General features: G+C 73.5%; 21 protein-coding genes. 9 read left to right on the top strand and 12 right to left on the bottom strand.

Translation table 11 applies throughout. The features are described from left to right. Nucleotides 1–5: 5 nt before the first annotated feature. On the top strand, nt 6–791 hold the full coding sequence (locus tag OG896_RS01205; protein WP_329361512.1) for a DedA family protein: 786 nt from the start codon (nt 6–8) through the stop codon (nt 789–791). Between the two features lie 113 nt (nt 792–904). On the opposite strand, the gene OG896_RS01200 is transcribed toward OG896_RS01205, so the two are convergent. Then, nucleotides 905–3,226, bottom strand: coding sequence for an FtsX-like permease family protein (locus OG896_RS01200; protein WP_329361510.1), 2,322 nt, complete (start codon nt 3,224–3,226; stop codon nt 905–907). Beyond that, nucleotides 3,223–3,933 (bottom strand): ABC transporter ATP-binding protein, encoded by a 711-nt coding sequence (locus OG896_RS01195; protein ID WP_443056898.1) that lies wholly within the window; start codon nt 3,931–3,933, stop codon nt 3,223–3,225. Before OG896_RS01195 ends, OG896_RS01200 begins: the two co-directional genes overlap by 4 nt. Nucleotides 3,934–4,070: 137 nt before the next feature. Between OG896_RS01195 and OG896_RS01190 the strand changes: the two genes are divergently transcribed. Next, nucleotides 4,071–5,051, top strand: coding sequence for a sensor histidine kinase (locus OG896_RS01190; RefSeq protein ID WP_329361508.1), 981 nt, complete (start codon nt 4,071–4,073; stop codon nt 5,049–5,051). 125 nt (nt 5,052–5,176) lie between these two features. Further along, on the top strand, nt 5,177–5,848 hold the full coding sequence (locus OG896_RS01185) for a response regulator transcription factor (RefSeq protein ID WP_329373603.1): 672 nt from the start codon (nt 5,177–5,179) through the stop codon (nt 5,846–5,848). A 59-nt stretch (nt 5,849–5,907) separates the two neighbouring features. On the opposite strand, the gene OG896_RS01180 is transcribed toward OG896_RS01185, so the two are convergent. Both OG896_RS01180 and OG896_RS01175 read right to left on the bottom strand, forming a co-directional pair. After that, the gene (locus OG896_RS01180) at nt 5,908–6,249 is read right to left on the bottom strand and encodes a DMT family transporter (RefSeq protein WP_329361506.1); all 342 of its coding nucleotides are present in this window, start codon (nt 6,247–6,249) and stop codon (nt 5,908–5,910) included. Continuing rightward, the gene (locus OG896_RS01175) at nt 6,250–6,564 is read right to left on the bottom strand and encodes a DMT family transporter (RefSeq protein WP_329361504.1); all 315 of its coding nucleotides are present in this window, start codon (nt 6,562–6,564) and stop codon (nt 6,250–6,252) included. 95 nt (nt 6,565–6,659) lie between these two features. Here OG896_RS01175 and OG896_RS01170 point away from each other — a divergent pair, with 95 nt between their 5' ends. After that, nucleotides 6,660–7,226, top strand: a complete 567-nt coding sequence (locus tag OG896_RS01170; protein WP_329361502.1) for a TetR/AcrR family transcriptional regulator — start codon at nt 6,660–6,662, stop codon at nt 7,224–7,226. 103 nt (nt 7,227–7,329) lie between these two features. Here OG896_RS01170 and OG896_RS01165 read toward each other — a convergent pair whose 3' ends face one another. The 4 genes from OG896_RS01165 to OG896_RS01150 all read right to left on the bottom strand — a co-directional run bounded on the left by OG896_RS01165 (nt 7,330) and on the right by OG896_RS01150 (nt 11,621). Continuing rightward, entirely contained in the window at nt 7,330–7,959 is a 630-nt protein-coding gene (locus OG896_RS01165; protein ID WP_329361500.1) for a TetR/AcrR family transcriptional regulator, read from the bottom strand. 142 nt (nt 7,960–8,101) lie between these two features. After that, nucleotides 8,102–9,565, bottom strand: coding sequence for an MFS transporter (locus tag OG896_RS01160; protein WP_329361499.1), 1,464 nt, complete (start codon nt 9,563–9,565; stop codon nt 8,102–8,104). Nucleotides 9,566–9,792: 227 nt separating this feature from the next. Further along, the gene (locus OG896_RS01155) at nt 9,793–10,599 is read right to left on the bottom strand and encodes a DUF6215 domain-containing protein (protein WP_329361497.1); all 807 of its coding nucleotides are present in this window, start codon (nt 10,597–10,599) and stop codon (nt 9,793–9,795) included. A gap of 53 nt (nt 10,600–10,652) precedes the next feature. Continuing rightward, nucleotides 10,653–11,621, bottom strand: a complete 969-nt coding sequence (locus OG896_RS01150) for a helix-turn-helix domain-containing protein (protein WP_329361496.1) — start codon at nt 11,619–11,621, stop codon at nt 10,653–10,655. 356 nt (nt 11,622–11,977) lie between these two features. Between OG896_RS01150 and OG896_RS01145 the strand changes: the two genes are divergently transcribed. The 5 genes from OG896_RS01145 to OG896_RS01125 all read left to right on the top strand — a co-directional run bounded on the left by OG896_RS01145 (nt 11,978) and on the right by OG896_RS01125 (nt 16,584). Beyond that, the gene (locus tag OG896_RS01145) at nt 11,978–12,859 is read left to right on the top strand and encodes a GNAT family N-acetyltransferase (protein WP_329361494.1); all 882 of its coding nucleotides are present in this window, start codon (nt 11,978–11,980) and stop codon (nt 12,857–12,859) included. 200 nt (nt 12,860–13,059) lie between these two features. Beyond that, a complete protein-coding gene (locus tag OG896_RS01140; protein ID WP_329361493.1) occupies nt 13,060–13,635 on the top strand; it encodes a hypothetical protein in 576 nt (191 codons plus the stop codon). A 111-nt stretch (nt 13,636–13,746) separates the two neighbouring features. Further along, nucleotides 13,747–14,457 carry a DUF4232 domain-containing protein gene (locus OG896_RS01135; protein ID WP_329361491.1) on the top strand — a complete coding sequence of 237 codons (711 nt, stop codon included), beginning with the start codon at nt 13,747–13,749 and terminating at the stop codon, nt 14,455–14,457. 118 nt (nt 14,458–14,575) lie between these two features. Next, nucleotides 14,576–15,415, top strand: coding sequence for a GH25 family lysozyme (locus OG896_RS01130; protein WP_329361490.1), 840 nt, complete (start codon nt 14,576–14,578; stop codon nt 15,413–15,415). A gap of 134 nt (nt 15,416–15,549) precedes the next feature. Then, on the top strand, nt 15,550–16,584 hold the full coding sequence (locus OG896_RS01125; protein WP_329361488.1) for a PHP domain-containing protein: 1,035 nt from the start codon (nt 15,550–15,552) through the stop codon (nt 16,582–16,584). Between the two features lie 346 nt (nt 16,585–16,930). Here the strand turns inward: OG896_RS01125 and OG896_RS01120 are convergent, their stop codons facing one another. The 4 genes from OG896_RS01120 to OG896_RS01105 form a co-directional block, all read right to left on the bottom strand. Next, on the bottom strand, nt 16,931–17,674 hold the full coding sequence (locus OG896_RS01120) for a 3-keto-5-aminohexanoate cleavage protein (protein ID WP_329361486.1): 744 nt from the start codon (nt 17,672–17,674) through the stop codon (nt 16,931–16,933). Nucleotides 17,675–17,739: 65 nt separating this feature from the next. Further along, a complete protein-coding gene (locus tag OG896_RS01115) occupies nt 17,740–19,866 on the bottom strand; it encodes a cellulose binding domain-containing protein (RefSeq protein WP_329361483.1) in 2,127 nt (708 codons plus the stop codon). A 192-nt stretch (nt 19,867–20,058) separates the two neighbouring features. Next, the gene (locus tag OG896_RS01110) at nt 20,059–20,916 is read right to left on the bottom strand and encodes a hypothetical protein (protein WP_329361481.1); all 858 of its coding nucleotides are present in this window, start codon (nt 20,914–20,916) and stop codon (nt 20,059–20,061) included. A 206-nt stretch (nt 20,917–21,122) separates the two neighbouring features. Further along, nucleotides 21,123–21,644, bottom strand: a complete 522-nt coding sequence (locus OG896_RS01105; RefSeq protein WP_329361479.1) for a hypothetical protein — start codon at nt 21,642–21,644, stop codon at nt 21,123–21,125. Between the last annotated feature and the right edge of the window lie 29 nt (nt 21,645–21,673).

Genomic DNA, 21,673 nt, shown 5'->3' with positions numbered 1-21,673 from the left:
GCCGTATGAACTCCATCACCGACTGGCTCTCGCGTTCCTCGGGCACCGCCGTCTACGCGATCGTCGGCGCCCTCGTCTTCTGCGAGGACGCCCTCTTCTTCGGCTTCGTGCTGCCCGGCGAGACCGCGGCAGTGCTCGGCGGGGTCGTCGCCAGCCAGGGCCGGGTGTCGGTGTTCTGGCTGTGCGTGGTGGTGGTGCTCGCCGCGGTGGCCGGCGACAGCGTGGGCTACGAGGTCGGCAAGCGGTTGGGGCCGCGCATCCTGGAGACCCGCGCGCTGCGCGGGCACCGCGAACGCATCGGCCACGCCGAGGAGTTGATCCGCCGGCGCGGACCGGCCGCGGTCTTCCTCGGCCGCTTCATCGCCTTCTTCCGCGCCCTGATGCCCGCGCTCGCGGGCATCTCCCGCATGCCCTACCGGGTCTTCCTCGCCTTCAACGCCGCCGGCGGCCTCATCTGGGGGGTCGGCTTCACACTGCTCGGCTACTACGCCGGCGACGCCTACAAGCGGGTCGAGCACACCGCGGGCACGGCCGTCGCGATCGTCGTCGCGGTGGTCGTGGTCGCGGCCCTCGTCTACTGGCACTTCAGGCGCAGGCGGCAGGAGGCGGGGGAGGAGCAGGCGGGGCAGGAGCGGGCGGAGGAGGCCGAGCGGTCGGACCCGGACAGCGGAACCGACGGGACCGACCGGACCGATCGGGCGGACGGCGGGACCGAGCGGGCGGACGGCGGCGGGTCCACCCGGGCCGACGACCCCGATGACGCCGACGACCCCGACGACGCCGACCGCTGACCCGTCCACGGCGGAACGCCCGCCCCGCGCCGTACGAGAGCGCCGCCTGGTGACGACCGCGCCGACCCGGACGGCGGGCGCCGTGGAAGCGGCGCCCGCCGAACCGCGGGCCGTCATTCGCTGTGCAGCACCTGCGAGATCGTCAGCCGAGCCGCCTGGCGGGCCGGTACGAGCGCGCCGAGCGCGGCGATCACCACCCCGGCCAGGGCCAGCCCCGCCAGTTGAGGCGCGTGCCACACGTCCCGCATCGACGCGGGGAAGGCGATCATCGGGACGTGGTCGAGCACCGTCCGGTGCGCGAGGATGCCCAGCGGGATGCCGAGCAGCCCGCCGACCAGGCCGAGCCCCGCCACCGACGTCACCGTCATCACCACCACCTGGCGCGGTGTCATCCCGATCGACTTGAGCATCCCCAGGTCCCGGCGCCGCTCCCGCGTGGTCAGCAGCACCGTGTTGAACACGCCCAGCGCGGTGACGGCGGACAGCAGCACCGTGAAGATCGTCGAGAAGCCGACGACGGTGATGACCGGCGCCCCCGCGCTCTGCCGGCTGAGCGTGGGGCGCAGCTGCGGGTCGATGCGCTTGGCCGCGGAGACGTACGCGGCACCGTCGGCGTCCGGCGCGAGGCCGACCGTGTACTGCATCGCGCGGGTGCCGGGTGCGAGGACCGCCATGGTGGCCCAGTCGGAGTCCACCGAATTGGAGTTGCCCTCCAACAGCTCGCCGACGATCCGCACCGGCACCGTACGGCCGTCGGCGTCCAGGCTGGTGCGGTCGCCGACGGAGAGCCCGTGCCGGTCGAGGAAGACCGGGCCTGCGGCGATCTCGCCGGGACCGCTCGGCCGGCGGCCCTTGACGATCTCGTCGGTGGAGCCGCCCACCGCGCCCCGGTAGAAGTTCACGAAGGAGGCGCTGGTGTCGCCGGCCACCCGCGCCCGGCCGAGCGCCCGCACGGCGACCCACTTCGCGCCGGGCAGCGACCCCAGCCGCTGTTCGACCTGGAGGTCGGCGAGTTTCGTGCCCGCGCCGCTGAGGCTGTGCTGTCCCGGCCCGCCGACCTCGATGTCGACCCGCCGGCCCCCGTAGTTGTCCGAGGGGTGCCCGAGCCGGGTCATGGTGCTGGTCAGGCCGGTCGCCAGCGTCACCGTGGTGACCCCGAGCAGGATCGCCGCCATCGTCATCAGCGAGCGGCCCGGCCGGGCGAAGGGCAGGCCGAGGCCGAGGCTGACCGAGCGCGGCAGCCGGGTGCCGCCGAGCGCCCGCTGCACGCGCAGCCCGCGCCCGGTCCGCGGCGCGCTGCCCGCGCTGATCGCCCGGGCCGCGGACAGCCGGTGCGCCCGCAGCGCCGGGACCAGGGCGGCCACCACCGCGATCAGCGGCACGCCGAGCAGCCCGAGCAGCACCGGCCACAGGTCGACCCGAAGGTTCGCGGTCCCGGTCAGCACCCCGCTGAACGCGACCCGCAGGATCGGTCGGGCCAGCGCCCGCCCGGCCAGGGTGCCGACGGCCGCACCGATCACGGCGGGCAGCGACACCATCACCAGGTACACCGCGACGACCTGGTTGGGGGTGAACCCGAGCGCCTTGAGCACGCCGATGTGCCGGTTGCCCGAGACCACCGCGCCGCTCACCACGTTGCCGACGATCAGCACCGACACCAGCAGGCCCAGCACACCGAAGAGCGTCATGAAGAAGGAGTAGCTGTCGGCCTGCGCGGAGAACGTGCGCCGCAGCGAGGCCGCGGACTGCGAGCCGGTCAGCGCGCCGGCGGGCAGCCCCGCCGTGGCCTGCGCCAGGTGCGCGCGCGACCGGGACTGCGAGAACGGCGACGACGTGAACCGGTAGAGCATCTGACGGGCGACCGGGTGCAGCGCGGCGATCTGGCTCGGCGCGACCCAGGAGTCCGCCGACCTGCTCATGCTCACCGCGAGGCCGACCACCGTGAGGGTCGGCCGGCCTGGCACCGTCAGGCGGGTGCCGAGCCAGTGCGGGCCGGGTGCACCGTTGCCCGAGTAGTTCACCACGATCTGGCCCGGCCCGGTGGCCCAGTGGCCGGACAGCAGCTTGATGTCGTCCACGGGCCCGCCCGGGTCGGCCCGGCCCACCACGGTGATCGCGCCCGGCGGCATCCACAGCCAGTCCTTCGGAATCCTCAGCACCGCCTGCTCGAACGGCCCGGCCGCCGCCCGCACCCCGGACCGGCCGGCCGTGGCCGCGAGTTGCGGGTCCGACACCTTCGCCGGGTCGAAGCTCGCCACCTCGTGCGCGCCGCGCTGCCGTGCGAACGCCCTGTCGAACGGCCCCGACGCGGCGTCGAGCACCACCAGCGCGAGCACCGTGGTCAGCGTGGAGCACATGACGACGAGCCCGATGATCACCGTCTGGAGCCTGCGCCGCCGTACCGCGGCGCGCGCCGCCCGCCACACCGCGCTCACGAGCGCGGCTCCATCGTGCGGTCTCCGGCCACCCGGCCGTCGGCGACCTCGACCAGGCGGCTGGCGCAGCGGGTGGCCAGGCGCGCGTCATGGGTGACGATCAGCAGGGTCTGGCCGATCTGGTTGAGGTCGATCAGCAGGTCCATGACCTGCTCGCCGGAGCGGCTGTCGAGGGCACCGGTCGGCTCGTCGGCCAGCAGCAGCGCCGGACGGTTCATCAACGCCCTCGCGACGGCGACCCGTTGGCGCTCGCCACCGCTGAGCGCGGCCGGGTAGTTGTTCCGCCGGTCGGCGACACCGAGTTCGTCCAGCAGTTCCAGCGCGCGGCGGCGGGCCTGCCGGGCCGGGCTGCCGGTGAGCTGCGCGGCCAGTGCCACGTTGTCGAGCGCGGGCAGGTCGTCGATGAGGTTGAAGAACTGGAAGATCATCCCGACCTGGTGGCGCCGGAAGAGCGCGAGCGCGGTCTCGCCGAGCCCGCGCAGGTCCTGGCCGTTCACCTCGACCAGCCCGGAGGTGGGGCGGTCGAGCCCGGCCACCATGTTGAGCAGCGTCGACTTTCCGCAGCCGGACGGCCCCATGACGGCGACCGCGTCGCCCTGGCGGACTTCGAGGTCGAGGCCGTCCAGGGCCTTGGCGTCGCCGTATTCCTTGTGCACGCGGTCCAGTCGTACGACGATCCGCCGCGTGCCGTCTTGGTCTGTGGTCACGGCCTCACGGTAGGAGCGGGCCGGGACCGGCCGCGTCCGTCCCCGGAGGTAACCGCGGCCGGGCGTCAACCCGGTGATGTACGTGGCCCGTCCTGGGGGATGATGCCGGGCGCGGGACCTGGTGGGAGGGTGTGACGGTGGCGGTTTCAGGGGTGGACGTGCTGGTCGGCGCGCTGGTGGCGGTGTGCGTCGCCGCGGCGTGGCTGGCGGCGGCGCTGGTGCGGGCCCGGCGGGCGCACCGCCGGGCGGTGGGGGAGCGCGGCTGGCTGCTGGAGCGCGAGCGGGAGAGCGCGGCGCGGGCCGCGGTGTCCGCCGAGCGCGCGCGGATCGCGGCCGAGTTGCACGACGTCGTGAGCCACACCGTCAGCGTCATGGTGATCCAGGCCGGCGCCGCCCGCGAGGTGCTCGCCACGATGCCGGACGAGGCGGCGGCCGCGATGGCGGCGGTGGAGACGGCCGGGCGCGGCGCGATGACCGAACTGCGGCACCTGCTCGGCCTGCTGGCACCTGACCAGGACGGCGCCGACGGGCCGTACGGCGCCGGGGAGCCGTACGGCGGCGGTACGCGCGGCGGCGCGGGCGGCGGGCCGGAGCACGGGGAGCGGTCGGAGCCGGAGGGCGACGGGCTCGCGCCGGCCCCGGGTCTGGACCGGCTCGGCTCGCTGGTCGACCGGATCGCCTTCGCCGGACTGCCGGTCGAGGTGCGGATCTCGGGCACGCCGCGCCCGCTGCCGGCGGGGATCGACGTCACCGCGTACCGCATCATCCAGGAGGCGTTGACGAACGCGCTGCGGCACGGCGGCGGGGCGAAGACGGAGGTGACAGTGCGATACGCCGACCACTGGCTGCGGGTGGAGGTGCTCAACGGCGGGCCGAGCGTGCTCACCGGGGTGCCGGGGGTGCCGGGGATGTCGGGGGTGCCGGAGGACGCAGGGCCGGGGACGGGCGCGGTCGGTCAGGCCGGTGCGCTCGCGAAGCGGCGGCGGCCGGGCGGCACCGGACGGGGGCTGCTCGGTCTGCGCGAGCGCGTCGCGGTCTACGGCGGCGACTTCGACGCCCGGCGCAGGCTCGGCGGCGGTTTCCGGGTCCGGGCCCGCATCCCCTTGGACCGGCCGTGACCGGGACGGGGCTGCCCGGCGTACCGGACCCTGACGGGGCGGCCACGGACCGGGCGGGCGCGGACCGGGCGGACGCTGACGGCGCGGGCGCGGCCGGGGTCCCCGCGGGGGGCCCGGCGCCCCGGGTGGTGATCGCCGACGACCAGGAACTCGTGCGTACCGGCTTCCGGCTGATCCTGACCGCGCGCGGCATCGACGTGGTCGGCGAGGCCGGGGACGGCGCCGAGGCGGTCGACGCGGTGCGGCGGCTGCGGCCCGACGTGGCCCTGCTGGACGTCCGGATGCCCGTCATGGACGGCCTCGAAGCCGCCCGCCTGGTGCTCGCGCACGTCCCCGAGTGCCGGGTGATCATGCTGACCACCTTCGACCTCGACCGCTACGTCTACGCGGCCCTCGCCGCCGGCGCCGGCGGTTTCCTCCTCAAGGACGTCACCCCCGCGCACCTGGCCGCCGCCGTGCACCTGGTCCGTACCGGGGACGCCCTGCTCGCGCCCTCCATCACCCGCCGCCTGGTGGAGCGCTTCGCCGCGGGCGCCGCGCAACCCGCCGAGCCCGCGCCCGCCTCGGCCGCCGCCCGTGATCTCGCCGCCCTCACACCGCGCGAGCGGGAGGTCCTCGCCCTCGTCGGCCGCGGTCTGTCCAACGCGGAACTCGCCCGCCACCTCACGCTCAGCGAGGCCACCGTGAAGACCCACGTCACCCGTATCTTCACCAAGCTCGCCCTGCGCGACCGCGCCCAAGCCGTCGTCGTCGCCTACGAGACCGGGCTCGTCGCGCCGGGCGACCCGGCGCCGTGACGCGCTGACCCGTGACGCACTGACCCGCGCTCGGCGAAGGGACGCGGCGGGCGGGGGACTCACGCGGAGCCGGCGTCACCGGAGTGCGGCTTGGCCAGTTTGAGCCCCACGATGCAGCCGATGATGCCGGTGAGGAAGAGCAGCTTCAGGCCGCTGACGGTCTCGTGGCCGGTGGCCATGGACCAGAGGACGGTGCCGGCGGCGCCGGACCCGCTCCAGACCGCGTAGGTGACGCTGATCGGGATGTGCTTCACCACGTAGGACAGGGCGGTCAGGCTGATGGCCAGGGTGGCGAAGAAGACCAGGGTCGGCAGGGCCTCGGTGAGGCCGTCGCTGGCGCCCAGCGCCGTGGCCCAGACGGCCTCCAGCAGCGAGCTGCAGAACAGGACGAGCCAGGGCACTCAGCTCACCGCCTTCAGTCCGACGACGCAGCCGATCAGGCCGGCCAGCAGTGCCGCCCGCAGGGAGGTGAGCCGGTCCTGGCCGCGGGCGGCGGCCACCAGGGCGGTCAGCACGGCACCGATGCCGACCCAGACGGAATAGGCGGTGCCGACGGGCAGCGTCTTCATGGCGAAGGCCAGCCCGCCCATGCTGAGGGCCATCGCGGCCACGACCGCGACGGTCGGCCAAAGGCGCCGGAACCCTTGCGTCGCGCCGAGTGCGCTGGCCCAGACGGCCTCCATCACCCCCGACGCGATCAGGACGATCCACGTCACGTCGCTCCTCGCAATCGTTCGCGCAGTCGTTCTCGTACGACTGTACTGAAACCAGGTATAGCACGTTTCCCGTACGACTGTGCGACCATGGCGCCATGCCCCGCGTGCTCGACGCCGAAGAACGCAACCGCCTGGTCTCCGAGGCGGCCTGGCGCGTCCTGGTGCGCGACGGCATCCAGGCGCTGTCGGTGCGCAGGATCGCCGCGGAGGCGGGGCTGCCGCCCAGCTCGCTGCGCTACACCTTCCCGACCCAGGCGAGCGTGCGGATCGGCGCGTACGAGATGGTCGCGGAGCGCCTGATGGCCCGCGTCGCGGCGATCTCCCCCGACGACGACCGGTGGGCCAGGCTGGTGCTGCTGGAACTCCTGCCGCTGGACGCGCAGCGCCGGCTGGAGATGGAGGTCTGCCTCGCGTTCGGCACCGCGGCGATGACGGACCCGGAGTTGCGCCACACCTTCCGGAGCGTGCACCGGGACGAACGCGCGCTGTGCGAGCGGGTGGTGCGGTCCGTGCGGGTGGCCGCCGCCGACGTCCCCGTCGAGGCCGAGCGGCTGCACGCGCTGGTCGACGGTCTGGCGCTGCACCTCGTCCGGCAGGACCCGGAGGAGGACACCGGTTGGGCGGTGCGGGTCCTCGACGCTCACCTGGCGCGGCTCGGCTGACCGTCCGGCGTTCGGCGTCCGGGGGGCCGTTCACGCGGCCGCTCCCGTGACCGTTCTCCGGGGCGGGGCCGCGGGTCGGGCCGCGGGGCGGGCCGCGGGAGGGTCAGGACGTACTGCGGCTGATGCGCACCAGATCGGCGGTGCTGACGGGGGGCCTGTCGCTCGGCGGGCCGGCGGACCTCAGCCCGGCCAGGTGAATGTCCAGGTGGCGCTTCCAGGCGTGCGGAGCCACCGACCCGGTCGTCTCGATGATGCCCCGGAGCGCCCAGGCGGTCGCCAGGACGTCGCCGAGGCTGATGTCGGGGCCGATGTGCCCGTGATCCTGCGCCTGCCGGCGGAGTTCGTCGATCAGCCGGCGCAACCGGTCGGCGCCGCGCTCGATGCCGGCGCGGCCGACGAGTTCGCGGGCGTAGCCGCGGTGGTCGCTGTAGGACTGCCCGAGCACGCGCAGGAAGTGCTCCAGCCCGGTGCCGTCGCCGCGTGCCAGCGCCTTCGTGGCGGCCTCGTCGAGTTCGCCGAGGATGAGGTGCACCAACTCGTCGACGAGCGCTTCCTTGTTGGGGAAGCGGCGGTACACCGTGCCGACGCCGACTCCGGCACGCGACGCGATGAGTTCCATGGTCGCGTCCGTACCGAACTCGGAGAGGACCTCGCGGGCGGCCTCGACGATCAACTGGTGGTTGCGCGCGGCGTCCCGGCGCATCGGCCGGCCGGTGTCGTCCCGTACCGCCATGCTCACCACTTCCTTCACGGGTCCACGTGCCCGGGCCGAAGCCTACGGCGCCGGGCTGTGGGCCGGGCCCGGACGGGGACGACCGACGGCCGCCCCGATCCGGACCCGCCGGCGTCGCCGGGCCGCGCTCCATGAGGTCCGGTCACTCCGACTTGTCGCCGACGACCGTCCCGCCCGCCACCATGGCCAACTCGCCGTGCTCCGGCTCGTCGTTCGCGCCCGCGCGGCGCCGCGCGGAGGGGATGAGGGTCGCCGCGAGCGTCGCGATGACCAGGGCGCCGGCCAGCATGGCGAACCCGTGGGTGTAGCCGGCCTCCTTGGGCAGGCCGCCGGCACCGGTGTCGGCGGTGACGATGCTGGCCATCAAGGCGGCGCCGATCGAGCCGCCGATGGTGCGGATGTTGGCGTTCATGCCGCTGGCGACGCCGGTCTGCTCCGGCGGCACCGCGTTGACGATCAGGCTGGACATGGCCGCGAAGGCCAGGCCGAAGCCGATGCCCATGACGCCGGTGGCGACGAAGATCTCCCACCTGTCCTGGTGGGCGAAGGCGAGGATGGCCATCGAGGCGACGCCGACCAGGCAGCCGATCACGACGACGGCCTTGCCGCCGATCAGCCGGGCGAGCCGGCCGGACCACATGCCGACGAAGAACATCGTGACGGTCGAGGGGAGCAGCATCAGACCCGACGCGGTGATGCTCGCGCCGAAGCCGTAGCCGGCGCTCGACGGGGTCTGGACGAACTCCGGCAGGAACGCGAAGACCGCGTACATCCCGACGCCGATCAGCAGGGCGACCAGGTTGTTGGTCCACACCGCGGTACGCCGCATCATGCCCATGTCGATCAGCGGCGACGCCGAGCGCTGCTCCACCATGACCCAGGCGACCGCGAGCACGGCGGCGGCGACGATCAGCCCGATCACCTTGGCCGAGCCCCAGCCCCAGTCCGGTGCCTCGCTGAGCGCGACCAGCAGGGCCACCAGCCACGCCGACAGCAGGATGCCGGGCAGCCAGCTGATCCTGCCTTCCGTGCGCACCGGCGACTCCGGCACGAAGAAGTGGGCCGCCACCGCCGCGGCGACGGTGAGGATCATCGGCAGCCAGAACAGCCAGTGGTAGTCAAGGGCGTTGACGATCGGGCCGGCCAGCACGATGCCCAGGCCCGCGCCGACAGCGCTGAGCGAGGCGATCGCCCCGACCGCGCCGTTCAGCTTCTCCTTGGGGAACTCGTCGCGGATGATCCCGAACGCCAGCGGGAGCACGCCGCCGCCGATGCCCTGGATGACCCGGGCGATGATCATCACCGTCACGTTGGTGGCGAGCGCGGCCAGCAGCGATCCCACGGACAGGGCGACCAGGGTCGCCACGAACACGCGCTCCTTGCCGACCATGTCGCCGATGCGGCCCATGATCGGCGTGAATATCGACGCCGAGAGCAGATACGCCGTCAGCACCCAGGTGACGGTGTTCTGGCTCGTGTGCAGGTCCACCGCGATCACGCCCAGCACCGGTGTCACCAGCGACTGGAGCAGCGCGTACGCGGCGACGGCCGCCGCCAGCACCGCGAACGTGACCTGATGATGTGTACGCCGCTCCGTCGTGGCCATAAAGCTCCCTCGGTTCCCGTTCCGTAAGCGGAATACTCATTCCGATCCTAGGAGGGTAGCGGATGAGGAATGGAGATTCCGCTTCGGGGTGGGGGTGTGGAGGCGCAACGCGATGAGAGGTGCGTCACAACGGAGCGGACTCGGGCGCAGCAGACGAAGAGCGCCTGGAGGTTGCCCTCCAGACGCTGCGTCGGCACGACCGGGCGCGGAGCACGCGCCCGCGGCTTTCAGCCCTCGGTGGTCCACCCCGGGATGGTGGGCAGCACCTTCTGCGCGACGCTCAGCAGCGCCGCGTCGTCCGCCGCCCCGCCGTCCGTGCGCCACAGGGTGAACTCGAACGAGCCGCCGCTGTCCTTCGCGTCCAGGGCGACGGCGAGGGAACGCGCCGGGACGCCCGGGCGGCTGTCGGAGTCGCTCCCGTCGAGCCGGAAGCTGATGCTGAGGGTGCGGTCCGCGTACAGGACCGCGGTGCGGCCCAGCACCGTCTGCCGCCGCGCGTCGTCGCCGGCCCCGAGCAGGGACGCGTACTCGGTCACCGGCATACGGTCGTAACTGGCCGCCAGGTTCACGGTGTAGGTGCCGAACTCCACGCGGGCCGAGGGCGTGGCGGTCTTGTGGCCGCCGGGGGACGTGAAGGCGCCGTCGCTGCCGCTCGCGGACTTCGCCGTCTCGCCCGGAGTGCCCAGGATGTCGGCGAGGTCGGGACGGTTCAGCGCCTCGCACAGTTGCAGCCCGGATGCCTGCCGGGGCGCCTTCGCCGCCTTCTTCGCGCCACCGTTCGCGCTGCCCTTCGCGCCGTCCTTGGCGCGGTCCGTGGCACGGTCCGTGGCGCCCTCCTCCGCGGCCCCCGTCGACGTCGTCGCGGACCGCCCGCCCGAGCAGGTGGCCGGCGGCGAGGCGCTCTCGCCGTGCGACGACGACGTCCTCTGAACGGTCCACAGACCGACCGCGAGCACCCCCACCAGTACCACGGCCGTCACGGCCTGCCCCCACGCGCTCGCGCCCTTCGCGGGCGCGCCCTTCTCGTCCGTCATATCCCCCACCTGCGATGATCTCCCCATACGTGCTCGGGGACCCTACTTCGTGATCATCGGGCGCACAAGGCGCGGTACTCGCTGGGCGACATTCCCGTGGCGGCGCGGAAGGCGCGGGTGAAGTCGGAGGGCCGCGGGTATCCCCAGCGTGCCCCGATCGCGCCGATGGGGACCGCGCGTTGGGCGGGGTCGGCCAGATCCCGGCGGCAGCGGGCGAGGCGCTGCTGACGGATGACGTCGCCGACGGTGCTGCCGTGCAGCTGGAAGATGCGGTGCAGATAGCGCGTGGAGATGAAGTGCGCCGCGGCGAGGGCGCCCGGCGTGAGCCCCGGATCGTGCAGGTGGGCGGTGATGAAGTCGCTGATCCGCTCGAACAGTTCGCGCTGCCGCGACTCGGCCGGAAGCAGCGCCGGCCGGTCCGCGTGGTGGGCCAGCAGGGCCGCCGTGAGATCGAGCGAGGTGCCGCCGAGTCGCGCGCCGTCCGGATACGTGAGATCGGCGTGCGCGTCGGCGAGCCCGGTCAGCATCTGGCAGAGCAGCCGCCCGACGCCCGTTCGCCCCTGAAGCGCGTGTCCGCACAGCGGCGCGACGGCCCGCTCCGGCAGCGGCAGAAGGCGCCGGGGGAACTGCAGCAGCAGCACCCTGGCCCCCGCCGGGTCCGGACCCGCGGTGGCGCTGAACGGACGTGAACTGTCGTACAGCAGCAGGTCGTCGGGGCCGAGCGCGGCGTACGCCCGGGCCTGTTCGATGCTCTGCTGTCCGGCGAGGGTCAGCGCGAGCTGGTACTGCTCGGGGTCGCACTGCCGGATGAGCCGCGGGGTGCGCCGGGAGTTCAGCGGCGAGTACGACATCACCGACAGTTGCACCGGTCCGAGGGCCATGGTCCGGATGCGGGCGCTGATCCGGTCGGGCGAGAGGAAGTCGATACGGGTGGCCATGAGGGCCTGCTGCGTGGTCTCCACCCAGGCCGCCGCCCGGTCGGAGGGTGGGAGGTGGGTGGTGTCCAGCACGGTGGTGAGCATGGCGTTCCCTGGGTGGTGCCGTCTGATCGCGCCGATGTGACGGAGGGTCGCCCGTCCACCGGCCACGTATCCGATCATCGCCGGTGGGTGGCGGCCCCGAACAGTGCGGAGTGCGCCAAGTCGCGTGCGCCGCACGCTCACGCGCTTCCCGGTCCGGCGGACCGTTAACCACTTGCCGGGGGCCGGGGGAGCGGTTAGGTTCGCCCGGCCGTCCATGTCGTTCCGGGGTCCTTCCGGGGCCCTTCCGGACCGGCACCGTCGTGACCAGGAGGTGTGGAGCCCATGCGCAGGAGTGACCAGCAGGTGAGTCCGCGTACCGACCGTTCCCACCTCCTCACACTCACGACGGAGACACCTTGTCGTTTCACATCACCGCACTGACCGACCCCGCGCAGGGGTCGCACAGCCGACGTCTCGCCTGGCTGGCGTCCGACGCCGACTCCATCCCCCTCGGCACGGCCTTCCTGCGGCTGTTCACCGATCCCGGGCAGGAGCACCTGGCCGAACTGACCCTCGGCGTCCACCCCGTGGAGCGGCGCGCGGGCGTAGGTTCGCGGCTCCTGGAGACCGCCGTGGCCGCCGCCCGGGACGACGCCAGACGCTGCGTGATCGCGCAGGCCGAGGCCGGGTCACCCGGCGAGCGCTTCCTGCCGGCCCGCGGCTTCCGCAAGGTCCTGACCCTGCGCTTCGCCCGGCTGCCGCTGGCCGACGTGGACGACGCCGCCCTCGCCGCGGTCGTCGCGCACCCGCACCCCGGCTACCGGCTGGCGTCATGGCACGGCACCGTCCCCGACCACCTCGCCCCGACCTTCGCCGTCTCACGCCGGGCCATGGACGACATGCCCATGGACGACACCGACTACGGCACCATGACCTGGGACGTGGACCGGGTGCGGGCCGTGGCGAAGGCCGTCGCGGACCGCGGCGACCACCTGCACACCGTCGTCGCCCTCGACACCCGCGACGACTCGATCGCCGGCTTCACCGAACTCGTCGTCCCCGGCGGTGGATTGGGTGACGGGCAGCACTACGGCACCGCGGTGCTGCCCGAGCACCGCGGGCACGGCCTCGGCCGCTGGATGAAGGCCGAGTCGATCCGCCAGGCCCGCGCGGAACACCCCGGCCTCGGCGGCCTCCTGACCGACACCGCCGACAGCAACACCCCCATGAGACGCGTCAACGACAGCCTCGGCTACACGCCCACCCACACGACCCTCCAGTACCAGCTCGACCTGTAGGAAGCCCCCCAGCAACAACCGGCGGTCCGGACGAGCCCCCTCGTCCGGCCCGGCCGCCCGCCGCCGCGACGGCCCTCAACTCCGCTGCTCCGCAAGCGTGTCGGGCGTTCGCGCCGCCACCGGCTCCGCCGTACGACGGGCCCCGCGGGGCAAGGAAAACGGCTTGGCCCGGCGGCTGGGGCCGGGGAATGATCGGCCCCATGGGCGCAGATATCCACGGGTACGTCGAGTGCCGGCTGACCTACGGCACGCTCGACGAGGACGACGCGAGTTGGTACCCGGCGATCGACCTGAACATGCTGTACGGAGGGCGGGACTACGACACGTTCGGCTGCCTGTTCGGCGTGCGGAACCACGCCGGGTTTCGGCCGTTGGCTGCCGGGCGCGGACTGCCCCACGACGTGTCGGACCACGTCCGCCAGGACTTCGAGTCCTTCCCCGACCTCCACCACAGCCCGACATGGATCGGCTGGCCGGAGCTGGCCGCGGTCGACTGGGACGAAGCCGCGGACCGGGTGGACGGTCGGGTGCACGAGTACGTCCCCGGGCCTGGGGGCGGTTGGGAGCTCGCCGGCAAGTCGTTCCAGGACACGACGGGTCGGCCCGAGGGCGCACAGTGGGTCTCCGGCGGCCGCTGCTTCCGGGTCGCCCGGATGACCCGCCGCGAGGCCGTCCCGGCGGACGGCGAGTGGGCCCCGGTGTGGACGGTCATGCGCACCCTCGCGGCCGTCCACGGCGGCGGGAACGTACGGCTGGCCGTCTGGTTCGACAACTGACGTCGCACGGACGGGGGGCGGGGTTCGAACGGGGCGTACAGGATGTGCGGATACGGCAACAATTCGGGGCGGCGGTGATTCGAAGGGGCGCGGGGCGAGAACCGGGTAGGTATGCGTACCACGTCATCGCAGAGCCGAAGGAAGGCCGCCGGACGGCACCCCCTGGCGCGTACGGCCCCGTTCGCCGCGGCGGCCGTCGCGATGCTGGCGCTCGGCGCGGCCGGGTGCGGCAACAGCGGCAAGGTGTCGGACACGTCCGCGCGGTCGACGTCGCCGGCGGCGAGCCCGGCGGGCGGTTCCGGTGCCGCGGCCCCGAGCGGCAGCGCGGCGCCCGGATCGACCGCGACGGCGGGGACGGTCGCACCGCGGTCCGCCGTACCGGGGTCGTCCGCGCCGCAGTCCACGGCCGCGCGGCCCGAGGCGGCCGGCAGCCGATGCACCGTCACCGACCTGACGATGCGGCTCGGCCGCGGCGACCCGGGTGCGGGCCAGATGTACTATCCCCTGCGATTCACGAACACCTCCTCGCGCACCTGCGTCCTCGACGGCTTCCCGGGGGTGTCGCTGATCCGCGGCGACGGCAGCACGATAGGGAAGCCCGCCGGCCGGGAGGGGCCGCGGGGCGCCGCGGTCGGCCTCAAGCCGGGCGCGAGTGTCGAGGCGGACCTGCACACGCTCAACCAGGGGGTCAACGGTGACAGTTGCTGGCGCAGGCCGACCCTGCTCAAGGCGTACCCGCCCGGGTCGAAGGACGCCATGACCCTGGCCACGGGTGATCCCGTGGTCTGCGGCGGCACGTTCGACGTGGGGAGCGTCCACTGAGCCGGAGCACCGGGCGAACCGCCCGCACCCACCCGTACCCCCACCCACCCGTACCCGTGTCCCTACGAGAACCCACGGACGAACCACCGCACAGCACCACGTGAGTGAAAGGCCGCCCATGACCGTCAAGGGCATCGACGTCGCGTCCTACCAGTCCAGCACCTACAGCACCTCCGGCCTCGGCTTCGTCATGGTCAAGGCCACCGAGGGCACCAGCTACGTCAACCCCAAGCACGCCGCGCAGGTCGCCCACGCCCGGGCCGCGGGCGTGGCCGTCGGCCACTACCACTTCGCCCGGCCCGGCAGCATGGCCACGCAGGTCACCTACTTCCTCCAGCACGCCGGGGTGAAGGCCGGTGACATCCTCGCCATGGACTGGGAGGACACGGGCGTGTCGGGAGCGGACAAGGACGCCTTCATCAAGGCGCTGCAGAAGGCGTCGGCCGCCCACCGGGTGCTGCTCTACTGCAACCTCGACTTCTGGCTGCACCGCGACACCACCTCCTTCTGCGGCGACGGCCTGTGGATCGCCGACCCCGGCGCGGCAGCCGGCCACCCGCGGGTGGAGCACGCCTGGACCATCCACCAGTACAGCTCGACCGACGGCATGGACCGCAACGTCGCCCACTTCGCCGACGCCGCCGCGCTCACCACCTGGGCCGCGAAGAGCACGTCGGGCGGCGCCCCGAGCTACGAGGCGTTCCCGGGCGCGGCCTGGTTCACCGCCGGCCGCAAGTCCCCAATCGTGGCCGCGATGCACGCCCGCCTGGTCGCGGTCGGCTGCGACCACTACAAGAGCACCGCGAACAAGGACGTCATCGGCTCCGGCGACATCGCCTCCTACGAGGCATGGCAGCGCAAGTACAGCACCGACCACCACAAGGGCTGGACCGGAGCCGCCCTCAAGTGGCCTCCAGGCAAGGAGAGTTGGGACGCCCTGCACGTACCGAAGGCGTGACCCGCACCCCGGCGCTGCCCGCGCGCCCCCGGCAGAGGTACGGGCGCCCGGCAGAGGTACGGGCGCCGCGGCCGAGCGGGTGACGCCCACCCGCTCGGCCGTTAGCCGCGGCGCCGGACGGGAACAGCGCCACCATGGAGCCCATCGAGGCACTCGACCGGATCGCCTTCCTGCTGGAACGCGCCCTCGCACCCGCCTACCGGGTCCGGGCGTTCCGCAACGCCGCCGACGTCGTCGCCGCACTCCCGCCCGCCGAGGTCCACCAGCGCGCCCGCACCGGCCGGCTCACCGACCTCAAGGGCATCGGCAAGACCACCGCCACGGTCATCACCGAGGCATGCGCCGGCCGCACCCCCGCCTACCTCGCCGACCTCGAACGCGACCAGCCCGCGCCCCCCGCCGACGGCGCCGGCCGGTCACTGCGCGCCGCTCTGCGCGGCGACTGCCACGTGCACTCCGACTGGTCCGACGGCGGCAGCCCGATCGAGGCGATGGCCCGCACCGCCCGCGACCTCGGCCACTCCTGGATGGTGCTCACCGACCACAGCCCCCGCCTCAAGGTCGCCCGCGGCCTCACCGCCGACCGGCTGCTCCGGCAACTCGACGTCGTCGCCGAGATCAACGAACGCCTCGCGCCCTTCCGGCTGCTGACCGGCATCGAGTGCGACATCCTCTCCGACGGCGGCCTCGACCAGCGCGACGACCTCCTCGACCGCCTCGACCTGGTCGTCGCCTCCGCCCACTCCGAACTCCGCATGCCCGCACCCCTCTTCACCCGCCGCCTGATCGCCGCCGTGACCAACCCCCTCGTCGACGTCCTCGGCCACTGCACCAACCGGCTGATCGGCGAGGCCAAACAACGCCCCGAGTCCACCTTCGACGCCGAAGCCGTCTTCGCCGCCTGCGCCCAGTCCGGCACCGCCGTCGAGATCAACAGCAGCCCCCACCGCCTCGACCCACCCCCCCACCTCCTCACCCTCGCCCGCGACCTCGGCACCCTCTTCTCCATCGACAGCGACGCCCACGCCCCCGGCCAACTCGACTGGCAGATCAACGGCTGCGCCCGCGCCGAATCCGCCGCCATCCCCCCACCCCGCATCCTCACCACCTGGACCGCCCCCCAACTCCTCACCTGGACCACCACCCGCACACCCCCCACGGCCCCCTGACCCCAGGCCCCCCTCCGCACAAACCGCCCCCAGGCCACCCACCGCCCAGACCACCCCCCAAGCCGCCCACCGCCCAGACCACCCCGGCCCGGGGCCCCACCCTGCCGAACCCCCACCCCCCCACCCCCCCACCCCCACCCCCGGCCCCCTCACCTCGGTGCGCCACCCTGGAGCCGCGGGAGAGACGGAAGCCGGGGCGCAGGGGGCGGGGTTCGAGACGTTCGTATATTTGTGGCGCGAGGAAGAAGGATCAGGCAACGAAACCCCCCGCAGGCGCCGTAAATATGCAGTCTCGAACCCCGCCACCGGAGCCCCGGCGAACCTCACCGCCCACCGTCGCCGAACCTCACCGCGCCGCCCCCGCCACCTCCTCAAGCGCAGCCCGCACCAGCACCCCATTACCCTCCGCCACCCTCCCGTCCGGCAACACCAACGTGTCCTCCACCCCGATCCGCACATCCAGCCCCCTCCCCGCCGCCACCCTCAACACCGGCCACGCCCCACCCTCCTCCCCATGCAGCAGCAGCACCCCCCTCCCCACCCGATCCAGCCCACCCAACCCCGCCAACTCCCGCAGCAACTCCTCCGCCACCCCCACCGCCCGCTCCGGATCACGCTCGACCACCTCCCCCAGAACCCGCACCACCCGCCCCACCCCCGGCCACCCCCGCAACCTGACCGCCGCATCCGTCCCGGAGTACACCCCCGCCTCCACCCCGATCCCCACCGACAGCAACGCGTCAGCGACGACCTCCGCCCCCTCCTCGTGCCAGTTCACCGACGCGTGATCCGGCAGCACCGACCAGGACCGCACCAGCGCGGCCCGCCGCTCGGGGTCCGGCTCGGTCCACTCCCCGGTGGTGACGCCGATCGGAACGCCGGGCGCCGACGCCCGCACCGCCGCGACCGCGGCGTCCACACTCACCGCCGCCATCGTGTCCGCCCCCTTCTCGTCCTTGGGATGGATATGGATCGAGCGGGCGCCGAGGGAGACGGCCTCCGCGGCCGCGTCGCCGAGCTGCTGGGGCGTCACCGGCAGCCACTCGCACTCGGATCGGTCTCTGGCGCCGTTCAGGCATACCTGGAGCATGGCGTGATCATCCCAGACGCTCGGCCGCGCCGGCCGGATGCCGCACGGCACCACATGACGGCGGCTCAGGTGGTCGTGCAGACCGTGCCGTTCAAGGTGAAGACGGTCGGCGGCGGATACGCGCCGCTGTTCGCCCCGGTGAACCCGAAGTCCGCCGAGTTGCCGCCGTTCGCGGCGAGCGTGGCGTTCCAGTCCACCGGTGTGGCCACCACCGTACGCCCGGACTGGCTCAGCTCGGCGTTCCAGAACCCGGTGACCGACTCGTCCGCGCCACTCGGGAAGGTGAACGCCAGCGTCCACCCGGTGATCGGTACGGGTCCGGTGTTCGTGACGTTGACGTCCGCGTTGAAGCCGTTGCCCCAGCCGCCGGTGAGCCGGTACGACACCCGGCAGGTCGAGTCCGCCGGGGTCCCGGTGCGCACCGTCACCGGGTCCGAGGGCCGTGACAGCCGTCCGGCGGCGTCCCGGGCGAGCACGTTCCAGGTGGAGGTGGTGCCGGGCGTCAGGTTGGCCACGGTGGCGGAGGTGCCGGTGGAGGTGGCCAGGAGCTCGCTGGTGGTGCCGTCGGAGCGGTAGACCTCGTACCGGTCGGCGGTTCCGCCCGCCGAGGGGGTCCAGGAGACGGTGGCCGTGGTGGAGCCGGCCGCCGTCACCTTCGGGGCGCCCGGTGCGGACAGCGCCGACGCGCTGCCGGCGGCGGCGCGCAGCGTCAGCGTGGTGACCGAATACGGCGGCAGCGTCGCGGAGTTCGGGTCGCCGGTGGTCGAGGTGTCGATGGAGTCGGCCTCGTCGCGGTAGAGCGCGACGCTCGCGGACGCCGGGTCCGGGGTGAACCCGGCGTAGTGGAGGGCGACGTGCTGGGAGTTCGACGGGTCCTTGTTGATGAGCAGCACGCTCAGCGAGCCGTCCGCGCGGTGCACGGCGTGTGCGGACACCAGCGCGCTCGTGGTGCCCGCGCCCACCAACTGGTCGCCGGGCCGCCCGAGTTCGCTGAGCATCTTGATCGCGTAGTAGGTCGGGAACGGCGTGTTGAGCGCGGGCTCGCACACGTCCCCGACGCAGGTGCCGCTGGACAGGATGCCGTAGTCGTCGAAGTCCGTCGCGCCGTCGGGCGCGGTGCTGATCGCCTGCGGGCCGTTGTGGGTGTCCCACCAGTCCACCGTGAACACCCCGCTCTCCAGGGCGGTCAGATAGGTGTCGGCGCCGAACAGGGCGTCCGGCTGGGTGTCCTCGTCGACGTCGGAGTTCACCTCGGTCAGCGCGATCGGCAGTGCGCCCGCCCCGGCCTGGTCCAACTGGTCCTTCAGCTGGGCCAGTTCACCGGTCAGCTGGGTAGGTTCGCCGAGCATCGTGGCGGCGTCGGAACCGCCCGGGTACCAGTGCACGATCACGAAGTCGGCGTGGCCGGCGATGAGCGGGATCACCGTGTGGTTCCAGTCCGCGCTTTCCCCGGCGGCCATCACGCCGTCCGGCCAGTTGCCCGGCAGCGTCAGCACCGCGCCGACCTTCACCGACGGGTCCACCGCCTTCATCGCCGACGCGTACTGGGCCACGCTGTTCGCGTACGCCGTCGGGGAGGTGTCGGCGTGGTCGTCGATCTCCCAGCCGGAGCCGTAGTGCCCGTTGCCGTAGACCTCGTTGCCGACCTCCCAGTACTTGTCGCCGTACCCCTTGGTGACGTTGGCGTACTTCACCCAGTCCGCCGCCTCCTGCGGGGTGCCCGAGCCGTAGTTCGCGATCAGCATCGGCTGCGCGCCGATCTTCTTCACGGTGCCCATGAACGCGTCGAAGTCCGTGCCCGGCGCCACGTATCCGCCCGGCGCGGAGTTGTCCTGCCAGTGGTACATGTCGCCGTAGGAGCCGCCGGGATAGCGCAGCATCCCGACGTTCGCGGCCTGGAGCAGGTCCTGCACCTGGGGGACGTTCATCTGGTCGTCCCACACCGCGCTGTTGAGCCCGTACGCGGTGCCGGGGATGGTGCCGAACCCTTCGTCGGCGTTCACGGTCACGTCGACGGGGGAGGAGGCCGCGGGGTCGGGGGAGCCGGCCGTGCCTGTGGCGGCGGCGGTGGCGGCACCGGCCGTGGCGCCGCCGGCCAGGAGCGCGGCGCCGAGCGCGGTGGCCGACGCCATCGCGGCGAGCCGGCGCCGCCAGGGCGCGGTGGACAGGTGTCTGCGGACGAGGACGGGCACGGGGTTCTCACCTTCGGGAGGCGGGACGTGGGGGGCGTGCGGGTCTGCCGGTAGGGCGTGTGGGAGCGCTCCCATATTTGGCCCGGTGCGCCGCCCGTGTCAATGCTCACGACGTCCGCGCGGGTCGACTGCGTTGTGTGCAGGGTGGATTGGCGGAGGGCCGCGCGGGTGGTGGGGCGGCGCGGCTTCGCCTCAGGGGCAGTGGCTGCCGCTGTAGCAGGGCGGTACGCCGTTGCCGGTCGGCGGCCGGTACGGAGGGGTGGTGGGGACGGTCTCGGCGATGTAGGCGGAAGTGATCGAGAAGGCGACGACGTAGTGGTGGCTGACGTACGCGGACCGGGCCACCGCGTCGGTGGAGAGCGGATGCCAGGCCCGGTAGACGGTGCCTTCGCTCGCCAGCCGCGTCGGCGGTCCGTCCAGCGCCTGGTTGTCGCCGGTGCTGGCGAAGGGCGAGTACGGGCGTCCGGCGACGCCCACCTGGAGGCGCGGCTGGGCGCGTTGGGCGGCGGTGTCGAGCGTGCCGTTCGACCGGCGGTCGTACCGCACGAACAGAGCGATCTGCTTCGGCGCGGAGGCCGACGGGCTCGGCGTCGCGGTCCCCGACGGCGGGTCGCCGCCGACCTGTCCCATCCAGGTGGCCATCGCCGTCAGCGTGCCGGGCGGCCCTCCCGACGGGGTGCCGGCCCAGCCCTGCGTGTCGATCGCGGTGTCCAACTGGTGCAGGCGGGTGTGGAGTTCGCCGTCGAACGCGGCGTACAGCACGGTGGACCGGGTGCAGGAGATCGGCGACCAGCGGTCTCCGCCGAACGAACCCTGGTTGATCGACGTGCACGAGTCCGCCACCGACGTGCCGAGCGGGACCGCCCAGGGTACGGCCGAACTCAGCTTCTTCAGCAGCGCGTTGTCGGCCCGCGCCGCGCTCGCGCCCGCCGTCCGGGTGGCGTCGGCCCGGGCGAAGGCGGCGACGTCGGGCGGCGGCCGGTGGAAGCGGTGGTCGAAATCCCACCACATGTAGCCGAGCAGCGCGCACACCACTCCCAACGCGACCACGAAGGTGGTCGCACATCCGCGGCCCGGAGCACGTGCGCCCGGGACCGCCCCCGCCGGATGACCCATACGTGCATGGTCGTCCGCCCAGAGGGCGGCAGCGCAACGTTTCGGTCTCCATCGCGTCTCGCTCCCCGGGCGGTCCGCGGCACTCGCGGCCGATCTCCCGCCGACCTTCCGCCGAAGTCCGTTGCCCCGCCGCCCTGGTGCTACACCACGGGACCGTACGGGGTGAACCGCGCGTGGTCGTAGATCGCACGGAGTCCGGGCCGGCGGACCGCGGGCAGCCGGGCCAGCGTGTGGAGGAACACCCTCCGGTCCGGCTCGAAGCGGCGGTGCGGATGGAGCGGCGGCGGGTCGTCGCGGAGGACTCCGGCCGGCAGCCCACCGGTGACCGGGACGGCCAGCCGCTCGCGGGGGAAGGCCAGTTGGGCCCACACGTCGGCTTCCAGCGGCACGGCGGCCACCGGTTCCGGCGGCTGCCAGGTCCTGCCCGTGTGCGGGTGGCGCGGCACCAGCGCGAGGGAGTCGCCGCGCTCGGGTGGTGGCAGTTCCGGTCCTGCCACCACCACCCGCCGGGGCGCGGCCGGGCCCGGTGGCCGGGGCGGCGCCGCGGCGAGCAACCGGTCGAGGGTCGGGCCGAACAGGTCCGTGACCAGGCCGCGGGGGAGCACCAGCGGCGCGCCGGCCGACGCCGCGAGCAGGTGGGCGAGTGCCGCACCGGCCGCCAACTCCTTTTGCGTGCCGGGTGGTTCGTCCT

The organism is Streptomyces sp. NBC_00669, from assembly GCF_036226785.1.
Classification (GTDB): domain Bacteria; phylum Actinomycetota; class Actinomycetes; order Streptomycetales; family Streptomycetaceae; genus Actinacidiphila.
The sequence above is the reverse complement of the archived record's forward strand: the minus strand, read 5'-3'. Positions and strand labels throughout refer to the sequence as shown.